The sequence below is a fragment of the Paraburkholderia sp. IMGN_8 genome, assembly GCF_038050405.1.
GTDB lineage: Bacteria > Pseudomonadota > Gammaproteobacteria > Burkholderiales > Burkholderiaceae > Paraburkholderia.
Genome location: NZ_CP150900.1, coordinates 592,174 through 608,246 on the forward strand (window position 1 = coordinate 592,174; position 16,073 = coordinate 608,246).

The following is a 16,073-nucleotide window of genomic DNA, read 5'->3' on the forward strand; positions in this document are numbered from 1 at the left end:
CGTTCGCCAGTTCAGCAGGTTCAGGCCAAGGAGCCTCGTCGAAGCAGCCCGTCAGGCTGTCGCGGCGAGGCTCCTTTTAATATGCGGCGCTGCCCTTTTGGCGCGCCTTGAAACAAAACAGACAGTAAAATTCAGCGTCCGCACGACTGCCTGGTACCGGCAGCGTCACAGGCTGCGAGACACACTGTGCCAGCTTCGTCGGCACCGAGAATCAACAACACAAAGGAGGAGCTTCATGGAAGCTGTCCACGGCAGCATGCTGCTGGTTTACGGGGTGATCGCCATCGCAGCGCTGATCTTGCTGATCACGCGCTTCAAGGTTTATCCGTTTCTCGTCCTGATCATCGTCTCGCTACTGCTTGGGCTCGCGGCCGGCATGCCGATGAGCACGATCGTCAAATCGTTCGAAACCGGCAATGGCAATACGCTCGGTCACATCGCGGTGGTGGTCGGTCTCGGCACGATGCTCGGCAAGATGATGGCCGAATCGGGCGGCGCGGAGCGCGTCGCGACCACGCTGATCGACTGGTTCGGTGAGAAGAACATTCACTGGGCGATGATGTTCGTCGCGATCATCGTCGGTTTGCCGGTGTTCTTCGAAGTCGGCTTCGTGCTGCTGATTCCGATTGCCTTCAACGTCGCCAAGCGCACCGGCAAGTCGCTGCTGCTGATCGGCCTGCCGATGGTCGCAGGACTGTCTGTCGTGCACGGGCTGATTCCGCCGCACCCGGCCGCGATGCTCGCGGTGCAGGCGTATCACGCCGATATCGGCAAGACGATTGCGTATGGACTGCTGGTCGGCGTGCCGACCGCGATCGTCGCCGGTCCGCTGTTCGCGCTGCTGATTCATCGCCAGATCAAGCTGCCGGCGAACAATCCGCTCGCCGCGCAATTCACCGAGTCTCACGCGGAAGGGGTGAAGCGTGAGCTCCCCGGGTTCGGCATTACGCTGTTCACGATCCTGCTGCCGGTCATCCTGATGCTGGTCGGCAGTTGGGCCGATCTGGTGTTCACGCCGAAAACCCTGCCGAACGATCTGCTGCATTTTGTCGGCAACTCGGACGTGGCGCTGCTGATTGCGGTGCTGGTCAGCTTCTGGACCTTCGGGGCGAAGCGCGGCTTCAATCGTGAGCAGATCCAGAAGTTCTGCGGCGAGTGTCTTGCGCCGATCGCGGGCATCACGCTGATCGTCGGCGCGGGCGGCGGCTTCGGACGTGTGCTGATGGATAGCGGCATCTCGAAGGAAATCGTCGGTGCGGCGACCTCGGCGCATCTGTCGCCGCTGCTGCTTGGTTGGATCGTCGCGGCGATGATCCGTCTTGCGACCGGCTCGGCCACGGTGGCGATGACGACCGCGTGCGGCATCGTCGCGCCGATCGCCTCGGCCAGCGGCGTGCAGGTCACGCCGGAATTGCTGGTGCTCGCCACGGGTTCCGGTTCGCTGATCTTCTCGCACGTCAACGACGGCGGCTTCTGGCTGATCAAGGAATATTTCGGCATGACGGTGGGGCAGACGTTCAAGACGTGGTCGCTCTGCGAAACCATCATTTCCGTGTTGGGTTTGGCTTTAACCTTCGCACTCGCGACGGTCGTGTAAGGAGTAATTGATGATTCTGATCGCAATGGGCGTGTCGGGCGCCGGCAAAACGAGGATTGGCGAAATGCTGGCCGAGTGCCTGCACTGCGCATTCACCGACGGCGACGCGTTTCACAGCGCTGCTAACAAAGAGAAAATGCACCACGGCATTCCCCTCACCGACGAAGACCGCTGGCCGTGGTTGCAAACCATCCGTGCAGCGATTGAAGAGAAGCAGAAGGCGGGCGAGAACGCGGTGTTCACGTGTTCGTCGCTCAAGCGCTCGTACCGCGACGTTCTGCGTGGCGGCAGCAACGGTGACAAGGACGTGTGCTTCGTCTATCTGAAGGGGTCGTACGAGATGCTGCACGACCGGCTGACCACGCGTACCGGCCATTTCTTCGATCCGTCGCTGCTGCAAAGCCAGCTCGATACGCTCGAAGAACCGGGCGCTGATGAGGCGATTACCGTGAGCATCGAGTTGTCGCCGGAAGAGATCGTCGATGAGGTGTTGAAGCAGATGAAGGCGCGTTGAGCGTTTTCGTCGCTCACGCGGCAGGATGAAAAAAGGCGCTCCGAGTGAGCGCCTTTTTTGGCTGATTTTTATGCCTGAGGCAACGAGGCAATGACTGAGCTTAAGCGATTCGCTTCGCCAGTTCCACCGCCTTGCCGATATACGACGCCGGCGTCATTGCGAGCAAGCGATCCTTCGCGTCCTGCGGAATAGCCAGGCCGGTAACGAACGTCTGCAACGCTTCGCGCGTGATGCCCTTGCCGCGCGTCAGTTCCTTCAACTGCTCATACGGGTTCTCGATGCCGTAACGGCGCATCACCGTTTGTACCGGCTCGGCCAGCACTTCCCAGCAGTTGTCGAGGTCTTCGTTCAGGCGCTGCGCATTGACTTCGAGCTTGTCGAGACCGCGGATCAGCGAGTCGTACGCGAGCAGCGAGTAGCCGAACGCGACGCCCATATTGCGCAGCACCGTCGAATCGGTCAGGTCGCGCTGCCAGCGCGATACCGGCAACTTGTCGGCCAGATGGCGCAGCGTCGCGTTGGCGAGGCCCAGGTTGCCTTCCGAGTTTTCGAAGTCGATCGGATTGACCTTGTGCGGCATCGTCGACGAACCGATTTCGCCTGCCTTCGTGCGCTGTTTGAAGTAACCGACCGAGATGTAACCCCACACGTCGCGATCGAGGTCGAGCAGGATCGTGTTGGCGCGCGACACGGCGTCGAACAGTTCGGCCATGTAATCGTGCGGCTCGATCTGGATCGTGTACGGATTGAACGTGAGCTTCAGACGCTGTTCGACCACTTCACGCGAGAACGCTTCCCAGTCGAACTCCGGATAGGCGGACAGATGCGCATTGAAGTTGCCGACCGCGCCGTTCATCTTGCCCAGCAGTTCGACCTTCGCGACGCGGTCGATCGCGCGGTCGAGACGCGCGGCGACGTTGGCGATTTCCTTGCCGAGCGTGGTCGGGCTGGCCGGCTGGCCGTGCGTGCGCGACAGCATCGGCTGTTCGGCATGCGCGTGCGCCAGCGCGACGAGGCGCTGATGCACCGAGCGCAGCGCCGGCAGAATGACGTGCTCGCGTGCGCCGGCCAGCATCAGGCCGTGCGACGTGTTGTTGATGTCTTCCGAGGTGCACGCGAAGTGGATGAACTCGCTTGCGCGCTCCAGTTCTTCCTGACCCTTCACCGATTCCTTCAGCCAATACTCGACCGCCTTCACGTCGTGATTCGTCACGCGTTCAATGTCCTTGATGCGCGCGGCGTCGTGCGCGGTGAAGCGCTCGGCCAGTTGCAGCAGGAATTGTTCGGACGCGTCGGAAAAGCGCGGCACTTCGGCGAAACCGGCACGCGACAAGGCGATCAGCCAGTGGATTTCAACCGTCACGCGATGGCGCATGAACGCGGCTTCCGAGAGCCAGTCGCGCAGGGCTTCGGTTTTCGACGCATAGCGGCCGTCGAGCGGGGAGAGCGCGGTCAGCGCGAACAGGGTGTCGGGGCGGGTGTCGGACATGATGGGGGCCGGGTCGGGGCGTTGAGCGCTCAGTGAGCGGATCGGGAACGGAGGGAACCGCGAATTTTACCACCGCGCGGCTGTTTGCCCGATCTTGGGATCGATCTGGCGACGAACCCGGCCTGCGCCACGCTCGCTTCGAGTTCTCGCTCAAGCCGTGCTAACGCCCTGGCTCCTTGGCCGCGCCGCTAGAATGCTGACTTCTTCTCTCTCCGCTGGCAGCAGGTTTTCGCATGGAACTGAAATGGCTCGAGGACTTCGTTTCGCTCGCGGAAACGCGTAGTTTCAGCCGCTCGGCCGAATTGCGGCACGTCACGCAGCCGGCGTTTTCGCGGCGGATCCAGGCCTTGGAAGCATGGCTCGGCACCGAATTGATCGACCGTTCGGTCTACCCGACGCGGCTGACCGCGGCCGGCCAGGTGTTCAACGAGCAGGCGCTCGCGATGCTGTCGCAGTTCCACGAGGCGCGCGCGCTGCTGCGCGGACACACGGCGACACCCCAGGCGACCATCGAGTTCGCGGTGCCGCACACGCTGTCGCTGACTTACTTCCCGCGCTGGCTGCAACGCATCGAAGCGCAGATGGGGCCGATCCATACGCGGCTGCGCGCGCTGAACGTGCACGACGCGGCTTTGTCGCTGGTGGAAGGCGGCTGCGATCTGATGATGGGCTATCACCATCCCAGCCACCCGGTCGCGCTCGATCCGGCGCGCTACGACATGCTGACGCTCGGCAACGAGCCGATCAGCCCGTTCTCGGCGCCGGGCCGCGCGAGCCGGCCGCGTCACACGCTGCCCGGCGGCGCCGACGCGCCGACGCCGTATCTGTCATACACGCCGAACGCGTACCTCGGCCGCATGACCGAGGTGATCCTCGCCAACGCGCCCGAGCGCCTTTACCTCGACCGGCTGTACGAGACCGACATGGCCGAGGGGCTCAAGGCGATGGCGCTGGCCGGTCACGGTATCGCGTTCCTGCCGCACAGCGCAGTGGAAGACGCGGTCGCCGACGGCAAGCTGATCCGGCTGGATCGCGCGACACGCGGCACGCCCGAAGGACAGCTTACGCTGACCATGGAAATCCGCCTGTATCGCGACAAGCTGGCGGCGAAAAGCGATGATGCGCGGCAGATACTCGTGCGTCAGTTGTGGGACCTGGTGTCGGAGGAGCTGGCGCAGCGCGCTGTCTGAAACTGCCCGCGTACGACGTCAAATTGCGAGTTCTCGACGATTATGCAAAAAAAACATAATCGGATAAGGAAACGGCATTGGATTTCAAATCGGCGTTTTTCGACAATGGCGGCATTCGATCAACGCCGGAGCGTTCATGTCTTCCCAGCAGCCAGTCGCACAATCCGCATCATCGTTGCAGTCCGTCCCGTCCTACCTCAATATCGAAGACCTCGGCCCGTGGGGCAACTACCTGCGTCAGGTCGACCGCGTCGCGCCGTACCTCGGCTCGCTGTCCCGCTGGCTCGAAACCCTGAAGCGCCCGAAGCGCATTCTGATCGTCGATGTGCCTATCGAACTCGATAACGGCACGGTCGCGCACTTCGAAGGCTATCGCGTGCAGCACAACGTGTCGCGTGGTCCGGGCAAGGGCGGCGTGCGCTATCACCAGGACGTGACGCTGTCGGAAGTGATGGCGCTGTCGGCGTGGATGTCGGTCAAGAACGCGGCTGTGAACGTGCCGTACGGCGGCGCGAAGGGCGGTATCCGCGTCGATCCGCGTACCTTGTCGCGTGGTGAGTTGGAGCGCGTGACGCGCCGCTACACGAGCGAAATCGGCATCATCATCGGACCGAACACCGACATCCCCGCGCCGGACGTGAACACGAACGAGCAGATCATGGCGTGGATGATGGACACGTACTCGATGAACCAGGGCCAAACGGCCACGGGCGTCGTGACCGGCAAGCCGATTGCGCTTGGCGGTTCGCTGGGCCGCCGCGAAGCGACGGGCCGCGGCGTGTTCGTGGTCGGTTGCGAAGCGGCGCGCCGCATCGGCTTCGACATCGAAGGTGCGCGCATTGCCGTGCAAGGCTTCGGTAACGTCGGCGGGATTGCTGCACGTCTGTTCCAGGAAGCGGGCGCTAAAGTGGTCGCGGTGCAGGATCACACCGGTTCGCTGTACAAGTCGAGCGGTATCGATGCGGGCGCATTGCTCGAGCACGTCGCGAAGACGGGCGGTGTCGGCGGTTTCCCGGAAGCCGACGCGATCGCGAATGAAGACTTCTGGACCGTCGAATCGGACATCCTGATTCCGGCCGCGCTGGAAAACCAGATCACCGAAAAGAACGCCGGAAAGATCAAGACGAAGATCATCGTGGAAGGCGCTAACGGCCCGACCACCACCGCAGCGGACGACATTCTGCATGACCGCGGCATTCTCGTGATTCCGGACGTGGTCGCCAACGCGGGCGGCGTGACGGTGTCGTACTTCGAATGGGTGCAGGACTTCTCGAGCTTCTTCTGGACCGAAGACGAGATCAACCAGCGCCTCGAGCGCGTGATGCGTGAAGCATTCGCCGCGGTGTGGCAAGTGTCGAGCGAGCAGAATGTGTCGGTGCGGACCGCGGCGTTTATCGTGGCCTGTAAGCGCATCCTGCAAGCGCGCGAAATGCGCGGCCTGTATCCCTGATCTGTTTGCGTGAAACGGCCGGTCCGCCACCCTGCGGGCCGCAGCCCATTCTTGCTTTGACGCGGTTCACAAGACCGCGTGTATGACCGGCGGGCGGCATCGTATCGATGCCGCCCGCCTTTGTATATCCGGAAAGGTTGACCGATCGGCCGGAAGCGCTGTAAACCTGTAGCGGCGTAGACGCAACAAACATGGTTTATAGCCATACTTTCAGAATAATTACTTTGCTAAACTGGCGCCGGTTCTTGCCAAGGAGATCACAAATGAAGGTTAAAAAAGCTGCGCTGCTGCTCGCGACTCTCGGACTGTTTACGGTTGGCGCGCATGCGCAAGACGCTGGTACGCTGAAAAAGATCAAGGACACGGGCGTGATTTCGCTGGGTCATCGTGAATCGTCGATCCCGTTTTCGTACTACGACGACAAGCAGAACGTCATCGGTTACTCGCAGGAATTCGCGCTGAAGGTGGTGGACGCGGTCAAGGCCAAGCTGAACATGCCTAACCTGAAGGTCAAGCTCACGCCTGTCACGTCGCAAAACCGTATTCCGCTGGTGCAGAACGGCACCGTCGACATGGAATGCGGCTCGACCACCAACAACGCAGAGCGCCAGCAACAAGCTGCGTTCTCGAACACGATCTTCGTGATCGGCACGCGTTTGATGACCAAGAAGGATTCGGGCGTCAAGGACTGGGCCGACCTGAAGGGCAAGACGGTCGTGACGACCGCCGGCACCACGTCCGAGCGTATCCTGCGCAAGATGAACCAGGACAAGAGCATGGGCATGAACATCATCAGCGCGAAGGACCACGGCGAGTCGTTCCTGACGCTCTCCACCGGCCGCGCTGCCGCGTTCATGATGGATGATGCGCTGCTGGCAGGCGAACGCGCCAAGTCGAACAACCCGGGCGATTTCGTGATCGTCGGTACGCCGCAATCGCATGAAGCGTACGGCTGCATGATTCGCAAGAACGATCCGGAGTTCAAGAAGGTGGTGGACGACGCGATTGCGAAGGTCGAAACCTCGGGCGAAGCCAGCCAGATCTACAAGAAGTGGTTCGAATCGCCGATTCCGCCGAAGGGCCTGAACCTGAACTTCCCGGAAAGCGACGACATGAAGGCGCTCTACAAGAGCCCGAATGACAAGGCGATCGACTAAACCTTAGCTGTCTTTTTGAAACGCTGAACGAAACGGAAGGGGCCACGCGCTTCTTCCGTTTCTTTTTGCAGGAGTCTTCGTCATGTCATATCACTGGAACTGGGGCATTCTGCTGAGTCCGGTCTCCACCGGCGAGCCGACCACCTATCTGGGCTGGCTGATGTCCGGCTTCTGGGTGACGATCACCGTGTCGCTGTCGGCATGGGTGATCGCGCTGATCGTCGGATCGCTCTTCGGTGTGCTGCGTACGGTGCCGAACAAATGGGCCTCCGGCATCGGCACACTCTACGTCGCGATTTTCCGTAACATCCCGCTGATCGTGCAGTTCTTCATCTGGTATCTGGTGATACCGGAGTTGCTGCCGGTGTCGATCGGTACCTGGTACAAGCAATTGCCGCCGAGTGCGCAGTTCTTCTCGTCGTCGATTGTGTGTCTCGGGCTCTTCACCGCCGCGCGGGTGTGCGAGCAGGTGCGCTCGGGCATCAACGCGTTGCCGCGCGGCCAGCGCGCCGCGGGTCTGGCGATGGGTTTCACGCAGTGGCAGACGTACCGTTATGTGCTGCTGCCGGTCGCGTACCGGATCATCGTGCCGCCGCTCACGTCCGAGTTTTTGAATATCTTCAAGAACTCGGCGGTCGCGTCGACCATCGGTCTGCTGGATCTGTCCGCACAGGCGCGCCAACTGGTCGACTACACGTCGCAGGCGTATGAGTCGTTTATCGCTGTCACGCTGGCGTATGTGCTGATCAATCTGATCGTGATGCAACTGATGCGCTGGGTCGAACACAAGACCCGGTTGCCCGGCTATATCGGAGGCAAGTGATGCACCATTTCGACTGGAGCGGTATTCCGGGCGCACTGCCTACGCTGTGGACCGGCGCCATCGTCACTATCAAGATCACGTTGATCGCGATCGTGATCGGCATTATCTGGGGCACCATTCTTGCAATCATGCGGCTGTCGCCGTTCAAGCCGTTCGAATGGTTCGCGAAGGGCTACGTGACGGTGTTCCGCTCGATCCCGCTGGTGATGGTCCTGCTGTGGTTTTTCCTGATCGTGCCGCAGGTGCTGCAGAACGTGCTTGGGCTTTCGCCGGATATCGACATCCGGCTCGCATCGGCGATGGTCGCGTTTTCGCTGTTCGAGGCGGCGTACTATTCGGAGATTATCCGGGCTGGTATCCAGGCGGTGCCGCGCGGGCAGGTCAACGCGGCGTTTGCGCTCGGCATGAGCTACCCGCAGGCGATGCGCCTCATTGTGCTGCCGCAGGCGTTCCGCGCGATGGTGCCGCTGCTGCTTACGCAAGGTATCGTGCTGTTTCAGGATACGTCGCTCGTCTACGTGATCAGCCTCGCCGACTTCTTTCGCACCGCCACGAATATTGGCGACCGTGACGGTACGAATGTTGAAATGGTACTGTTCGCGGGCGCGTGTTATTTCGTGATCTGCGTGATCGCGTCGAACCTCGTCAAAGGTCTCCAGAAAAAGGTCGCAAGATGATCTCTATCAAGAATGTTTCGAAGTGGTACGGCCAGTTTCAAGTACTGACCGACTGCACGACGGAAGTCAAAAAAGGTGAAGTGGTGGTGGTGTGCGGCCCGTCGGGCTCGGGCAAGTCCACGCTGATCAAAACCGTGAACGGCCTCGAGCCGTTCCAGAAGGGCGAGATCGTCATCAACGGTCAATCGCTGACCGACAAGAAAACCAATCTGTCGAAGTTGCGTGCGAAAGTCGGCATGGTGTTCCAGCACTTCGAACTCTTCCCGCATTTGTCGATCGTGCAGAACCTGACGCTCGCGCAGGTGAAGGTGCTCGGCCGCACGAATGACGAAGCCACGACCAAGGGCTACAAGCTGCTCGATCGCGTCGGTCTGCGTGCGCATGCGGATAAGTTTCCGGGGCAGTTGTCGGGCGGTCAGCAGCAGCGTGTGGCGATTGCACGCGCGCTGTCGATGGATCCGATCGCGATGCTGTTCGACGAGCCGACCTCCGCGCTCGATCCGGAAATGATCAACGAAGTGCTCGACGTGATGGTCGAACTCGCGCAGGAAGGCATGACGATGATGTGTGTCACGCACGAAATGGGCTTTGCCAAGAAGGTCGCGCACCGCGTGATCTTCATGGACAAGGGCTTGATCGTGGAAGACGACCGCAAGGAAGACTTCTTCGCGAACCCGAAGTCGGATCGCGCGAAGGATTTTCTGGCGAAGATCCTGCACTGAGGTTTGTTCGCGGCACGTTATGCCGCCTTCGTCCTTTTGCAGAAAAAAGCCGCTTCGGAAGAAGCGGCTTTTTTATTTGTTGCGTGCTTCCGCGAGTTCGGGGTTTAGCGCACCGGGATCAGGATTCGAACGCCGCAGCGTCGTCCGCCGCTTCCAGATCGACTTCCGACTCTGTCAACGCTGACGCCGCGATCGTGGTTGCCGAAGCCGATGCATCCAGCGCCGGGTTGCGCAGTTTCTCTAGCACAGAAGGCGGTACCGGCACATTGACGCGGCCGATCACTTCGCCGTGCTGGAACATCATCAGATCGCCGGGTTTGAACGCGGTCCACACTTCGTTATCGGTGAGCGGTTGCGTCGCAATCACGGCGACGCGGTCTTCCGGCGTCGTGTACTTCGCGAAATCGATCGACACGTCTGCATCGACGAGATGCGCGGTCGAGAACGGCCAGCGTCGCACGATGAAGTGCAGATGTGTCGAGCAGTGCGCGAACAACGCCTGGCCGTTCGACATCAGGAAGTTGAATACGCCGAATTGCGTGATCTCGCGCGTGAGCGTTTCCAGTGCCGCGAACAGTTCGTCGAGCGGCGGCTGGCAGCCGGGGAAAGCCTTGCGCAAACCTTGCAGCAGCGCGCAGAACGCGAGTTCGCTATCGGTCGTGCCGACCGGTTGATAGACGCCCGTCAGCGTTGGCGAATAATTTTTCAGGTCGCCGTTGTGCGCGAAGATCCAGTGACGCCCCCACAACTCACGCATGAACGGATGGCAGTTCTCCAGCAGGATGTGCCCTTGCGTCGCCTTGCGGATATGCGCAATCGTGTTCTTCGATTTGATTGGGTAGCGCTTGACCATCTCGGCGATCGGCGAGGTGGCCGACGATTGATGGTCGATGAACAGGCGGCAGGCCTTGTCTTCGAAGAAGGCGATGCCCCAGCCGTCCGCATGGTGATCGGTGACGCCGCCGCGCTCCGCAAAGCCGGTGAACGAGAACGTGACGTCCGTCGGCGCGGCGCAGTTCATTCCGAGAAGTTGGCACATGTTGCGGGTGAGCCTGTGAACGGGGCGAGCCGTTACAATGATGATTTCCCAAGCATATCACCGAGCCAGAACCGCCAAATAGCAAAATTGACGTGTGTTTAGCCCGCAACACCGCGGTTTGCTGCGGTTTGCAGCCGTCGATTGGCTTTGTCGCCGAGGTTCGTTCCCCTCTCGCCATGACTGCTTCCAACGCTTCCCTCGATTCCCTCACGCTCGCACGCCCGGACGATTGGCACCTGCACGTCCGCGACGGCGAGATGCTTGCCGCCGTGCTGCCGGACACCGCGCGCCAGTTCGGCCGCGCGATCATCATGCCGAACCTGAAACCGCCGGTCACCACCACCGCGATGGCGCAGGCGTACCGCGAGCGCGTCGTCGCCGCGATTCCGGCCGGCGTGAAGTTCGAACCGCTGATGACGCTGTATCTCACCGACAACACGCCGCCTGACGAAATCCGCCGCGCACGCGAAAGCGGCTTCGTGCATGGCATAAAGCTGTACCCCGCGGGCGCGACGACCAATTCGGACGCGGGCGTCACCGACATCATGAAGTGCGCGAAAACGCTCGAAGCGATGCAGGAAACCGGCATGCCGCTGCTGGTGCACGGCGAAGTGACGGATTCGTCGATCGATCTGTTCGACCGCGAGAAAGTGTTTATCGATCGTGTGATGACGCCGCTGCGCCGCGAGTTTCCAGCCCTGAAAGTGGTGTTCGAGCACATCACCACGAAAGACGCAGTCGACTACATCCGTGAGGCCGGCGTGGCTCCGGGGCTGCTGGGCGCGACGATCACCGCGCACCATCTGCTGTACAACCGCAATGCGATCTTCCAGGGCGGCATCCGCCCGCATTACTACTGTCTGCCGGTGCTCAAGCGCGAGACGCATCGCGTGGCGCTGGTCGAGGCGGCGACCTCGGGCAATCCGCGTTTCTTCCTCGGCACGGATAGCGCGCCGCATCCGAAGGGTTTGAAGGAGCACGCGTGCGGCTGCGCGGGCTGCTACACGGCGCTGCACGCGCTCGAACTGTATGCGGAAGCGTTCGACAAAGCGGGTGCGCTGGATAAGCTCGAAGGCTTTGCGAGCTTCTTCGGGGCGGATTTCTACGGCCTGCCGCGCAGCGCGGAAAAGGTCACGTTGCGTCGCGAGGAATGGACGCTGCCCGCCGAGTTGCCGGTCGGCGATACGCCGGTCGTGCCGTTGCGTGGCGGTGAGTCGATTGGTTGGCGGCTGGTCTGAGCTTGGACCAGATGCAGGTGATGCAGGTGCAGGAGGCGGCGCGCGTGGGTTTCGCCGATATTGACTGGTCGAAGCCGTGGTTCGCGCAGTTTGCCGTGCGCGGCGCCCGCTGGCAGGAGGCCGCGCTGACGAGCTACGCGGCTTTGCTCGATGAAATGAACGCGGATGCTGGCGCGATGCAGCAGCGCACCGGGCGCGGTCAGCGCCTGGCGTTCATCGCGCAGGACGATTTGCCGCCGGGCGCGGCTTACGAGGCGCACATCGCGTCGACCGGCTGCGTGCCGACTCGTCACAATCTGCATGACTTCTTCAACGCGTCGATGTGGTTTGCGTTTCCGCGCATCAAGGCGGCGCTGAACGCGCGTCAGTCTGCGGCAATCGACGTCTTAGGCGTCGGCCCGACCCGCGGCGGCGTGCGCGATGCGTTGACTCTGTTCGACGAAAACGCGTTGCTGTTCACCTGCGCGGATCCGGCATTGAGTGCCGCCTTGCGTGGATTCGACTGGCAGACGCTGCTGGTTTCGCGGCGTGATGCGTGGGGCATGTATTGTGAAGTGCGCTGCTTCGGGCATGCGTTGCTGGAAAAACTGATCGCGCCGTTCAAGGCTTGCACGGGTCACGCCTGGATCGTCGACGTACCCACCGAGTACTTTGGGTGGCCCGCCTTGGCGCGCGACGCGTGGCTAGATGAAGCGGTCGGCACCGCGCTGCTGAATACCGAAGCGTTGACGAGCCGCCTGTTCGCGCCGCTCCCCGTGCTGGGCATTCCGGGCTGGTGGCCGGACAACGAATCGCCCGCGTTTTACGACGACGTCTCGGTGTTCCGCGCCGGCCGCCGCTCGCGCTGAAACGCCAGCGGGCCAAGCGCGGCTCCGTACGCGACGACACCCATTCGGCTATTTCCACTGCGCGAGCGGCTTCCCGCCCGTCGCAGTGGTAAAATCCGCCCCAGCAAAGCGGGCCAGGCAGTCGCGGCCTCTGCGGCTTCGGCCAAAGAGGGCGAGGAAAGTCCGGACTCCACAGGGCAGGGTGATGGCTAACGGCCATCCGTGGCGACACGCGGAACAGGGCAACAGAAAGCAAACCGCCGATGGCCCGGCGCGAGCCGGGATCAGGTAAGGGTGAAACGGTGCGGTAAGAGCGCACCGCGGCTGCTGCAAGGCAGACCGGCACGGTAACCTCCACCCGGAGCAATTCCAAGTAGGCAGGCGCGCATCTTCGAGATGCAGGACGGGGCCCCCGTCTCGTCTGCGGGTAGGAAGCTTGAGCGCGTCAGTAATGGCGCGCCTAGAGGAATGGCTGCCACGCGCGTCGCGTTTTCGGACGTTGCGCGTGCACAGAATCCGGCTTATCGGCTTGCTTTGCCACCCAATGAAAAATGCCGGCGTCCGTGTGGACGCCGGCATTTTCTTTTTGTGCGCTCCTTCGGCTACCGGAGCCGACGAGCCGCGCCGCGCTTAGCTCGCGACGATATCGAACGAGTGCGACAGTTCGGCGGTTTTTGCGATCATGATCGACGCCGAGCAGTATTTGTCGTGCGACAGATTGATCGCCCGTTCCACGGTAGCCGGATTCAGATTCTTGCCGGTCACGGTGAAGTGGAAGTGGATCTTGGTGAACACCTTCGGATCTTCGCTCGCGCGTTCCGCCTTCAGCGTTACCGAGCAGCCGGCAATTTCCTGACGGCTCTTCTTCAGGATCATCACGACGTCGTACGCCGTGCAGCCGCCCGTGCCGAGCAGAACCATTTCCATCGGACGCGGCGCAAGATTGCGGCCGCCGCCTTCCGGCGCGCCGTCCATCGTGACCAAATGGCCGCTGCCCGTCTCGGCGGCGAACGCCATCCCGTCTTGCCCCATCCAGCTAACTTTGCATTCCATGCTGTGCTCCACCGCGCTTCGCTTATTCGAGACGGCATTGTAGCCCGGCGTTTGCGTGTCCGCCCGGAGGGACTTCGGCGGGAAATTATGCACAATGACGGCTTGCGTGTTGCGGTGCGGCATGTTCAGCCGGTTCGGGAATGCCCTGAAGGGTTTAGGGGTTTTACTCTAGTCGATGTCTGCCGTCGAGGCCGCTCTTGGAAGGTTTAGTGTTTGATTTAAAAGAGAATTTCCAGCGTGGTGGCCAGCTTTTGTGTTTCCCATATAATGAAATCACATTTCGCAATGCAAATGTTCTTGCATCGCACAAGGGTGCCTCATATAATCGATCCCATCGGTTGCCAGTAGTCCTGCAACCTCCGCTGTCTCCTCCACCTCCTCCTTTGGTGGATTAAACCCGAACCGCTCGTTCGGGTTTTTTTTCGTCTTCGCTTTTGCCTTCAAGGCACGGTTTCACGACCCGGCACGAAGGCCGGATGACTACTGTCCTGGCCACCTGCGCAACACGCCTGCCAGTCCAAGCAGCCGCAGATTTTGACTTGACGTCACAAATTCCTTTATAATCCAAGGCTTTTCCGCATCCGCGCCCGCGGAGGAAGAACAGGGAGAGCCTGCACGCGCCTCGATGCGCACACTACAAGCAGGAAAAAAACATTGGGCGCAGCAATTTTTTTGGATCGATCATGAAGACGTTTTCCGCAAAAGCCCATGAGGTGACGCGCGAATGGTACGTGATTGACGCGACGGATAAGGTTCTCGGGCGTGTCGCCAGCGAAGTGGCACACCGTCTTCGCGGCAAGCACAAGCCTGAATTCACTCCCCACGTCGACACCGGTGATTTCATCATCGTTATCAACGCAGGCAAGCTGAAAGTCACGGGCAACAAGGCTACTGACAAGAAGTACTATCGCCACTCGGGTTACCCGGGCGGTATCTATGAAACGACGTTCGGCAAAATGCAAGAACGCTTCCCGGGCCGTGCGCTCGAGAAAGCGGTCAAGGGCATGCTGCCGAAGGGCCCGCTCGGCTACGCGATGATCAAGAAGCTGAAGGTCTACGCCGAAGCAACGCATCCGCATTCGGCGCAACAGCCGAAAGCGCTCGAGATCTAAGGGGAGCCCACATGATCGGTAACTGGAATTACGGCACGGGCCGCCGCAAGAGCGCCGTCGCACGTGTGTTCATCAAGGCAGGCAAGGGCGATATCGTTGTGAACGGCAAGCCTATCGCCGATTACTTCTCGCGCGAAACGTCGCTGATGATCGTGCGTCAGCCGCTGGAACTCACGAACCACGGCGTTACGTTCGACATCAAAGTCAACGTAACGGGTGGCGGTGAAACGGGTCAAGCCGGTGCGGTTCGCCACGGCATCACCCGCGCGCTGATGGACTATGATGCAACGCTGAAGCCGACGCTGTCGAACGCCGGCTTCGTGACGCGTGATGCTCGTGAAGTCGAACGTAAGAAGGTCGGCTTCCACAAGGCACGCCGCAGGAAGCAATTCTCGAAGCGTTAATCGCTTTGGGTGCGATCCGGCTCTTGGGCCGGAGCGCTGCAAAAGCCGCCGACGCTTTCGCGAAGGCGGCTTTTTTATTTTTTCTCCCGTTTTTGCATTGGCCATTTCGTTGCTGCGGCGGCTGTTTGGCACGCGCGGACGCGCGCGGACAGGCTGGGAGCGGCTATGGCGTCGTCAAACGATTTTCCTGGAAGAACCCATTGATTTTGTGGGCTTCAGCACGATATCGAGATCAGCCCTACAATAGCGGTTAGAAGCTTTTTGGAGAGTTCGAATGAACGCAGTCACCGATACACCCGTGACCGAGATGCCCGCCCCCTTCGTTTTCACCGACGCAGCGGCTGACAAGGTCAAGCAACTGATCGAAGAAGAAGGCAACGCGGACCTCAAACTGCGCGTTTTCGTGCAGGGCGGCGGCTGCTCGGGCTTTCAGTACGGTTTTACGTTCGACGAAGCCGTCAACGAAGACGACACCGTCATGAACAAGAGCGGCGTCCAGCTGCTGATCGATTCGATGAGCTACCAGTATCTGGTCGGCGCTGAGATCGACTACAAGGACGACATCAACGGCGCGCAGTTCGTCATCAAGAACCCGAATGCCACGACCACCTGCGGCTGCGGTTCGTCGTTCTCGGTTTGATGGCAGCGGTTTGATGGCCCTTTGGGCGACAGGTTGTAAAAAAACGGGGCGTTGGCCCTAATGCCGTTCAGTTAAGCGACTGAACGGCATTTTCATTTGGGGCACACAAACTGGTTGTAAACGGCCGCTGGCGATGTTAAC

The 16,073-nt window shown here is 60.9% G+C and carries 16 protein-coding genes and 1 other RNA gene; 14 read left to right on the forward strand and 3 right to left on the reverse strand.

What is annotated here, in order from left to right:
• Nucleotides 1-235: 235 nt before the first annotated feature.
• Nucleotides 236-1,597 (forward strand): gluconate:H+ symporter, encoded by a 1,362-nt coding sequence (locus WN982_RS02915; protein WP_341314303.1) that lies wholly within the window; start codon nt 236-238, stop codon nt 1,595-1,597.
• 10 nt (nt 1,598-1,607) lie between these two features.
• A complete protein-coding gene (locus tag WN982_RS02920; RefSeq protein ID WP_341314304.1) occupies nt 1,608-2,111 on the forward strand; it encodes a gluconokinase in 504 nt (167 codons plus the stop codon).
• 100 nt (nt 2,112-2,211) lie between these two features.
• Here WN982_RS02920 and purB read toward each other — a convergent pair whose 3' ends face one another.
• On the reverse strand, nt 2,212-3,600 hold the full coding sequence (purB, locus tag WN982_RS02925) for an adenylosuccinate lyase (protein WP_341314305.1): 1,389 nt from the start codon (nt 3,598-3,600) through the stop codon (nt 2,212-2,214).
• A gap of 233 nt (nt 3,601-3,833) precedes the next feature.
• Between purB and WN982_RS02930 the strand changes: the two genes are divergently transcribed.
• The 6 genes from WN982_RS02930 (at nt 3,834) to WN982_RS02955 (ending at nt 9,619) form a co-directional block, all read left to right on the forward strand.
• A complete protein-coding gene (locus WN982_RS02930; protein WP_341314306.1) occupies nt 3,834-4,790 on the forward strand; it encodes a LysR family transcriptional regulator in 957 nt (318 codons plus the stop codon).
• Between the two features lie 136 nt (nt 4,791-4,926).
• Nucleotides 4,927-6,240 (forward strand): Glu/Leu/Phe/Val dehydrogenase, encoded by a 1,314-nt coding sequence (locus WN982_RS02935; protein ID WP_341314307.1) that lies wholly within the window; start codon nt 4,927-4,929, stop codon nt 6,238-6,240.
• A gap of 263 nt (nt 6,241-6,503) precedes the next feature.
• Nucleotides 6,504-7,397, forward strand: coding sequence for a glutamate/aspartate ABC transporter substrate-binding protein (locus tag WN982_RS02940; protein ID WP_341314308.1), 894 nt, complete (start codon nt 6,504-6,506; stop codon nt 7,395-7,397).
• 82 nt (nt 7,398-7,479) lie between these two features.
• Nucleotides 7,480-8,220 carry an amino acid ABC transporter permease gene (locus tag WN982_RS02945; protein ID WP_341314309.1) on the forward strand — a complete coding sequence of 247 codons (741 nt, stop codon included), beginning with the start codon at nt 7,480-7,482 and terminating at the stop codon, nt 8,218-8,220.
• The gene (gene gltK / locus WN982_RS02950; RefSeq protein ID WP_341314310.1) at nt 8,220-8,897 is read left to right on the forward strand and encodes a glutamate/aspartate ABC transporter permease GltK; all 678 of its coding nucleotides are present in this window, start codon (nt 8,220-8,222) and stop codon (nt 8,895-8,897) included. Before WN982_RS02945 ends, gltK begins: the two co-directional genes overlap by 1 nt.
• The gene (locus WN982_RS02955) at nt 8,894-9,619 is read left to right on the forward strand and encodes an amino acid ABC transporter ATP-binding protein (protein WP_341314311.1); all 726 of its coding nucleotides are present in this window, start codon (nt 8,894-8,896) and stop codon (nt 9,617-9,619) included. The genes gltK and WN982_RS02955 overlap by 4 nt, the downstream gene beginning before the upstream one ends.
• 118 nt (nt 9,620-9,737) lie before the next feature.
• Here the strand turns inward: WN982_RS02955 and WN982_RS02960 are convergent, their stop codons facing one another.
• Entirely contained in the window at nt 9,738-10,658 is a 921-nt protein-coding gene (locus WN982_RS02960) for a class II glutamine amidotransferase (RefSeq protein ID WP_341314312.1), read from the reverse strand.
• 176 nt (nt 10,659-10,834) lie between these two features.
• Here WN982_RS02960 and pyrC point away from each other — a divergent pair, with 176 nt between their 5' ends.
• The 3 genes from pyrC (at nt 10,835) to rnpB (ending at nt 13,263) form a co-directional block, all read left to right on the forward strand.
• Nucleotides 10,835-11,896: a dihydroorotase gene (gene pyrC, locus WN982_RS02965; RefSeq protein ID WP_341314313.1), complete on the forward strand. Its 1,062-nt coding sequence runs from the start codon at nt 10,835-10,837 to the stop codon at nt 11,894-11,896.
• A gap of 20 nt (nt 11,897-11,916) precedes the next feature.
• Complete coding sequence (locus tag WN982_RS02970; protein ID WP_341315702.1) at nt 11,917-12,744, forward strand: DUF3025 domain-containing protein; 828 nt, start codon at nt 11,917-11,919, stop codon at nt 12,742-12,744.
• Nucleotides 12,745-12,849: 105 nt separating this feature from the next.
• An RNA gene (rnpB, locus tag WN982_RS02975) (RNase P RNA component class A) lies at nt 12,850-13,263 on the forward strand.
• 90 nt (nt 13,264-13,353) lie between these two features.
• Here rnpB and WN982_RS02980 read toward each other — a convergent pair.
• Nucleotides 13,354-13,776: an OsmC family protein gene (locus tag WN982_RS02980; protein WP_341314314.1), complete on the reverse strand. Its 423-nt coding sequence runs from the start codon at nt 13,774-13,776 to the stop codon at nt 13,354-13,356.
• Nucleotides 13,777-14,459: 683 nt separating this feature from the next.
• Between WN982_RS02980 and rplM the strand changes: the two genes are divergently transcribed.
• The 3 genes from rplM (at nt 14,460) to erpA (ending at nt 15,932) form a co-directional block, all read left to right on the forward strand.
• Nucleotides 14,460-14,888, forward strand: a complete 429-nt coding sequence (rplM, locus tag WN982_RS02985) for a 50S ribosomal protein L13 (RefSeq protein WP_020069304.1) — start codon at nt 14,460-14,462, stop codon at nt 14,886-14,888.
• 11 nt (nt 14,889-14,899) lie between these two features.
• A complete protein-coding gene (rpsI, locus tag WN982_RS02990; RefSeq protein WP_341314315.1) occupies nt 14,900-15,292 on the forward strand; it encodes a 30S ribosomal protein S9 in 393 nt (130 codons plus the stop codon).
• Nucleotides 15,293-15,566: 274 nt separating this feature from the next.
• Nucleotides 15,567-15,932 carry an iron-sulfur cluster insertion protein ErpA gene (gene erpA, locus WN982_RS02995; protein WP_007180424.1) on the forward strand — a complete coding sequence of 122 codons (366 nt, stop codon included), beginning with the start codon at nt 15,567-15,569 and terminating at the stop codon, nt 15,930-15,932.
• Nucleotides 15,933-16,073 lie beyond the last annotated feature (141 nt).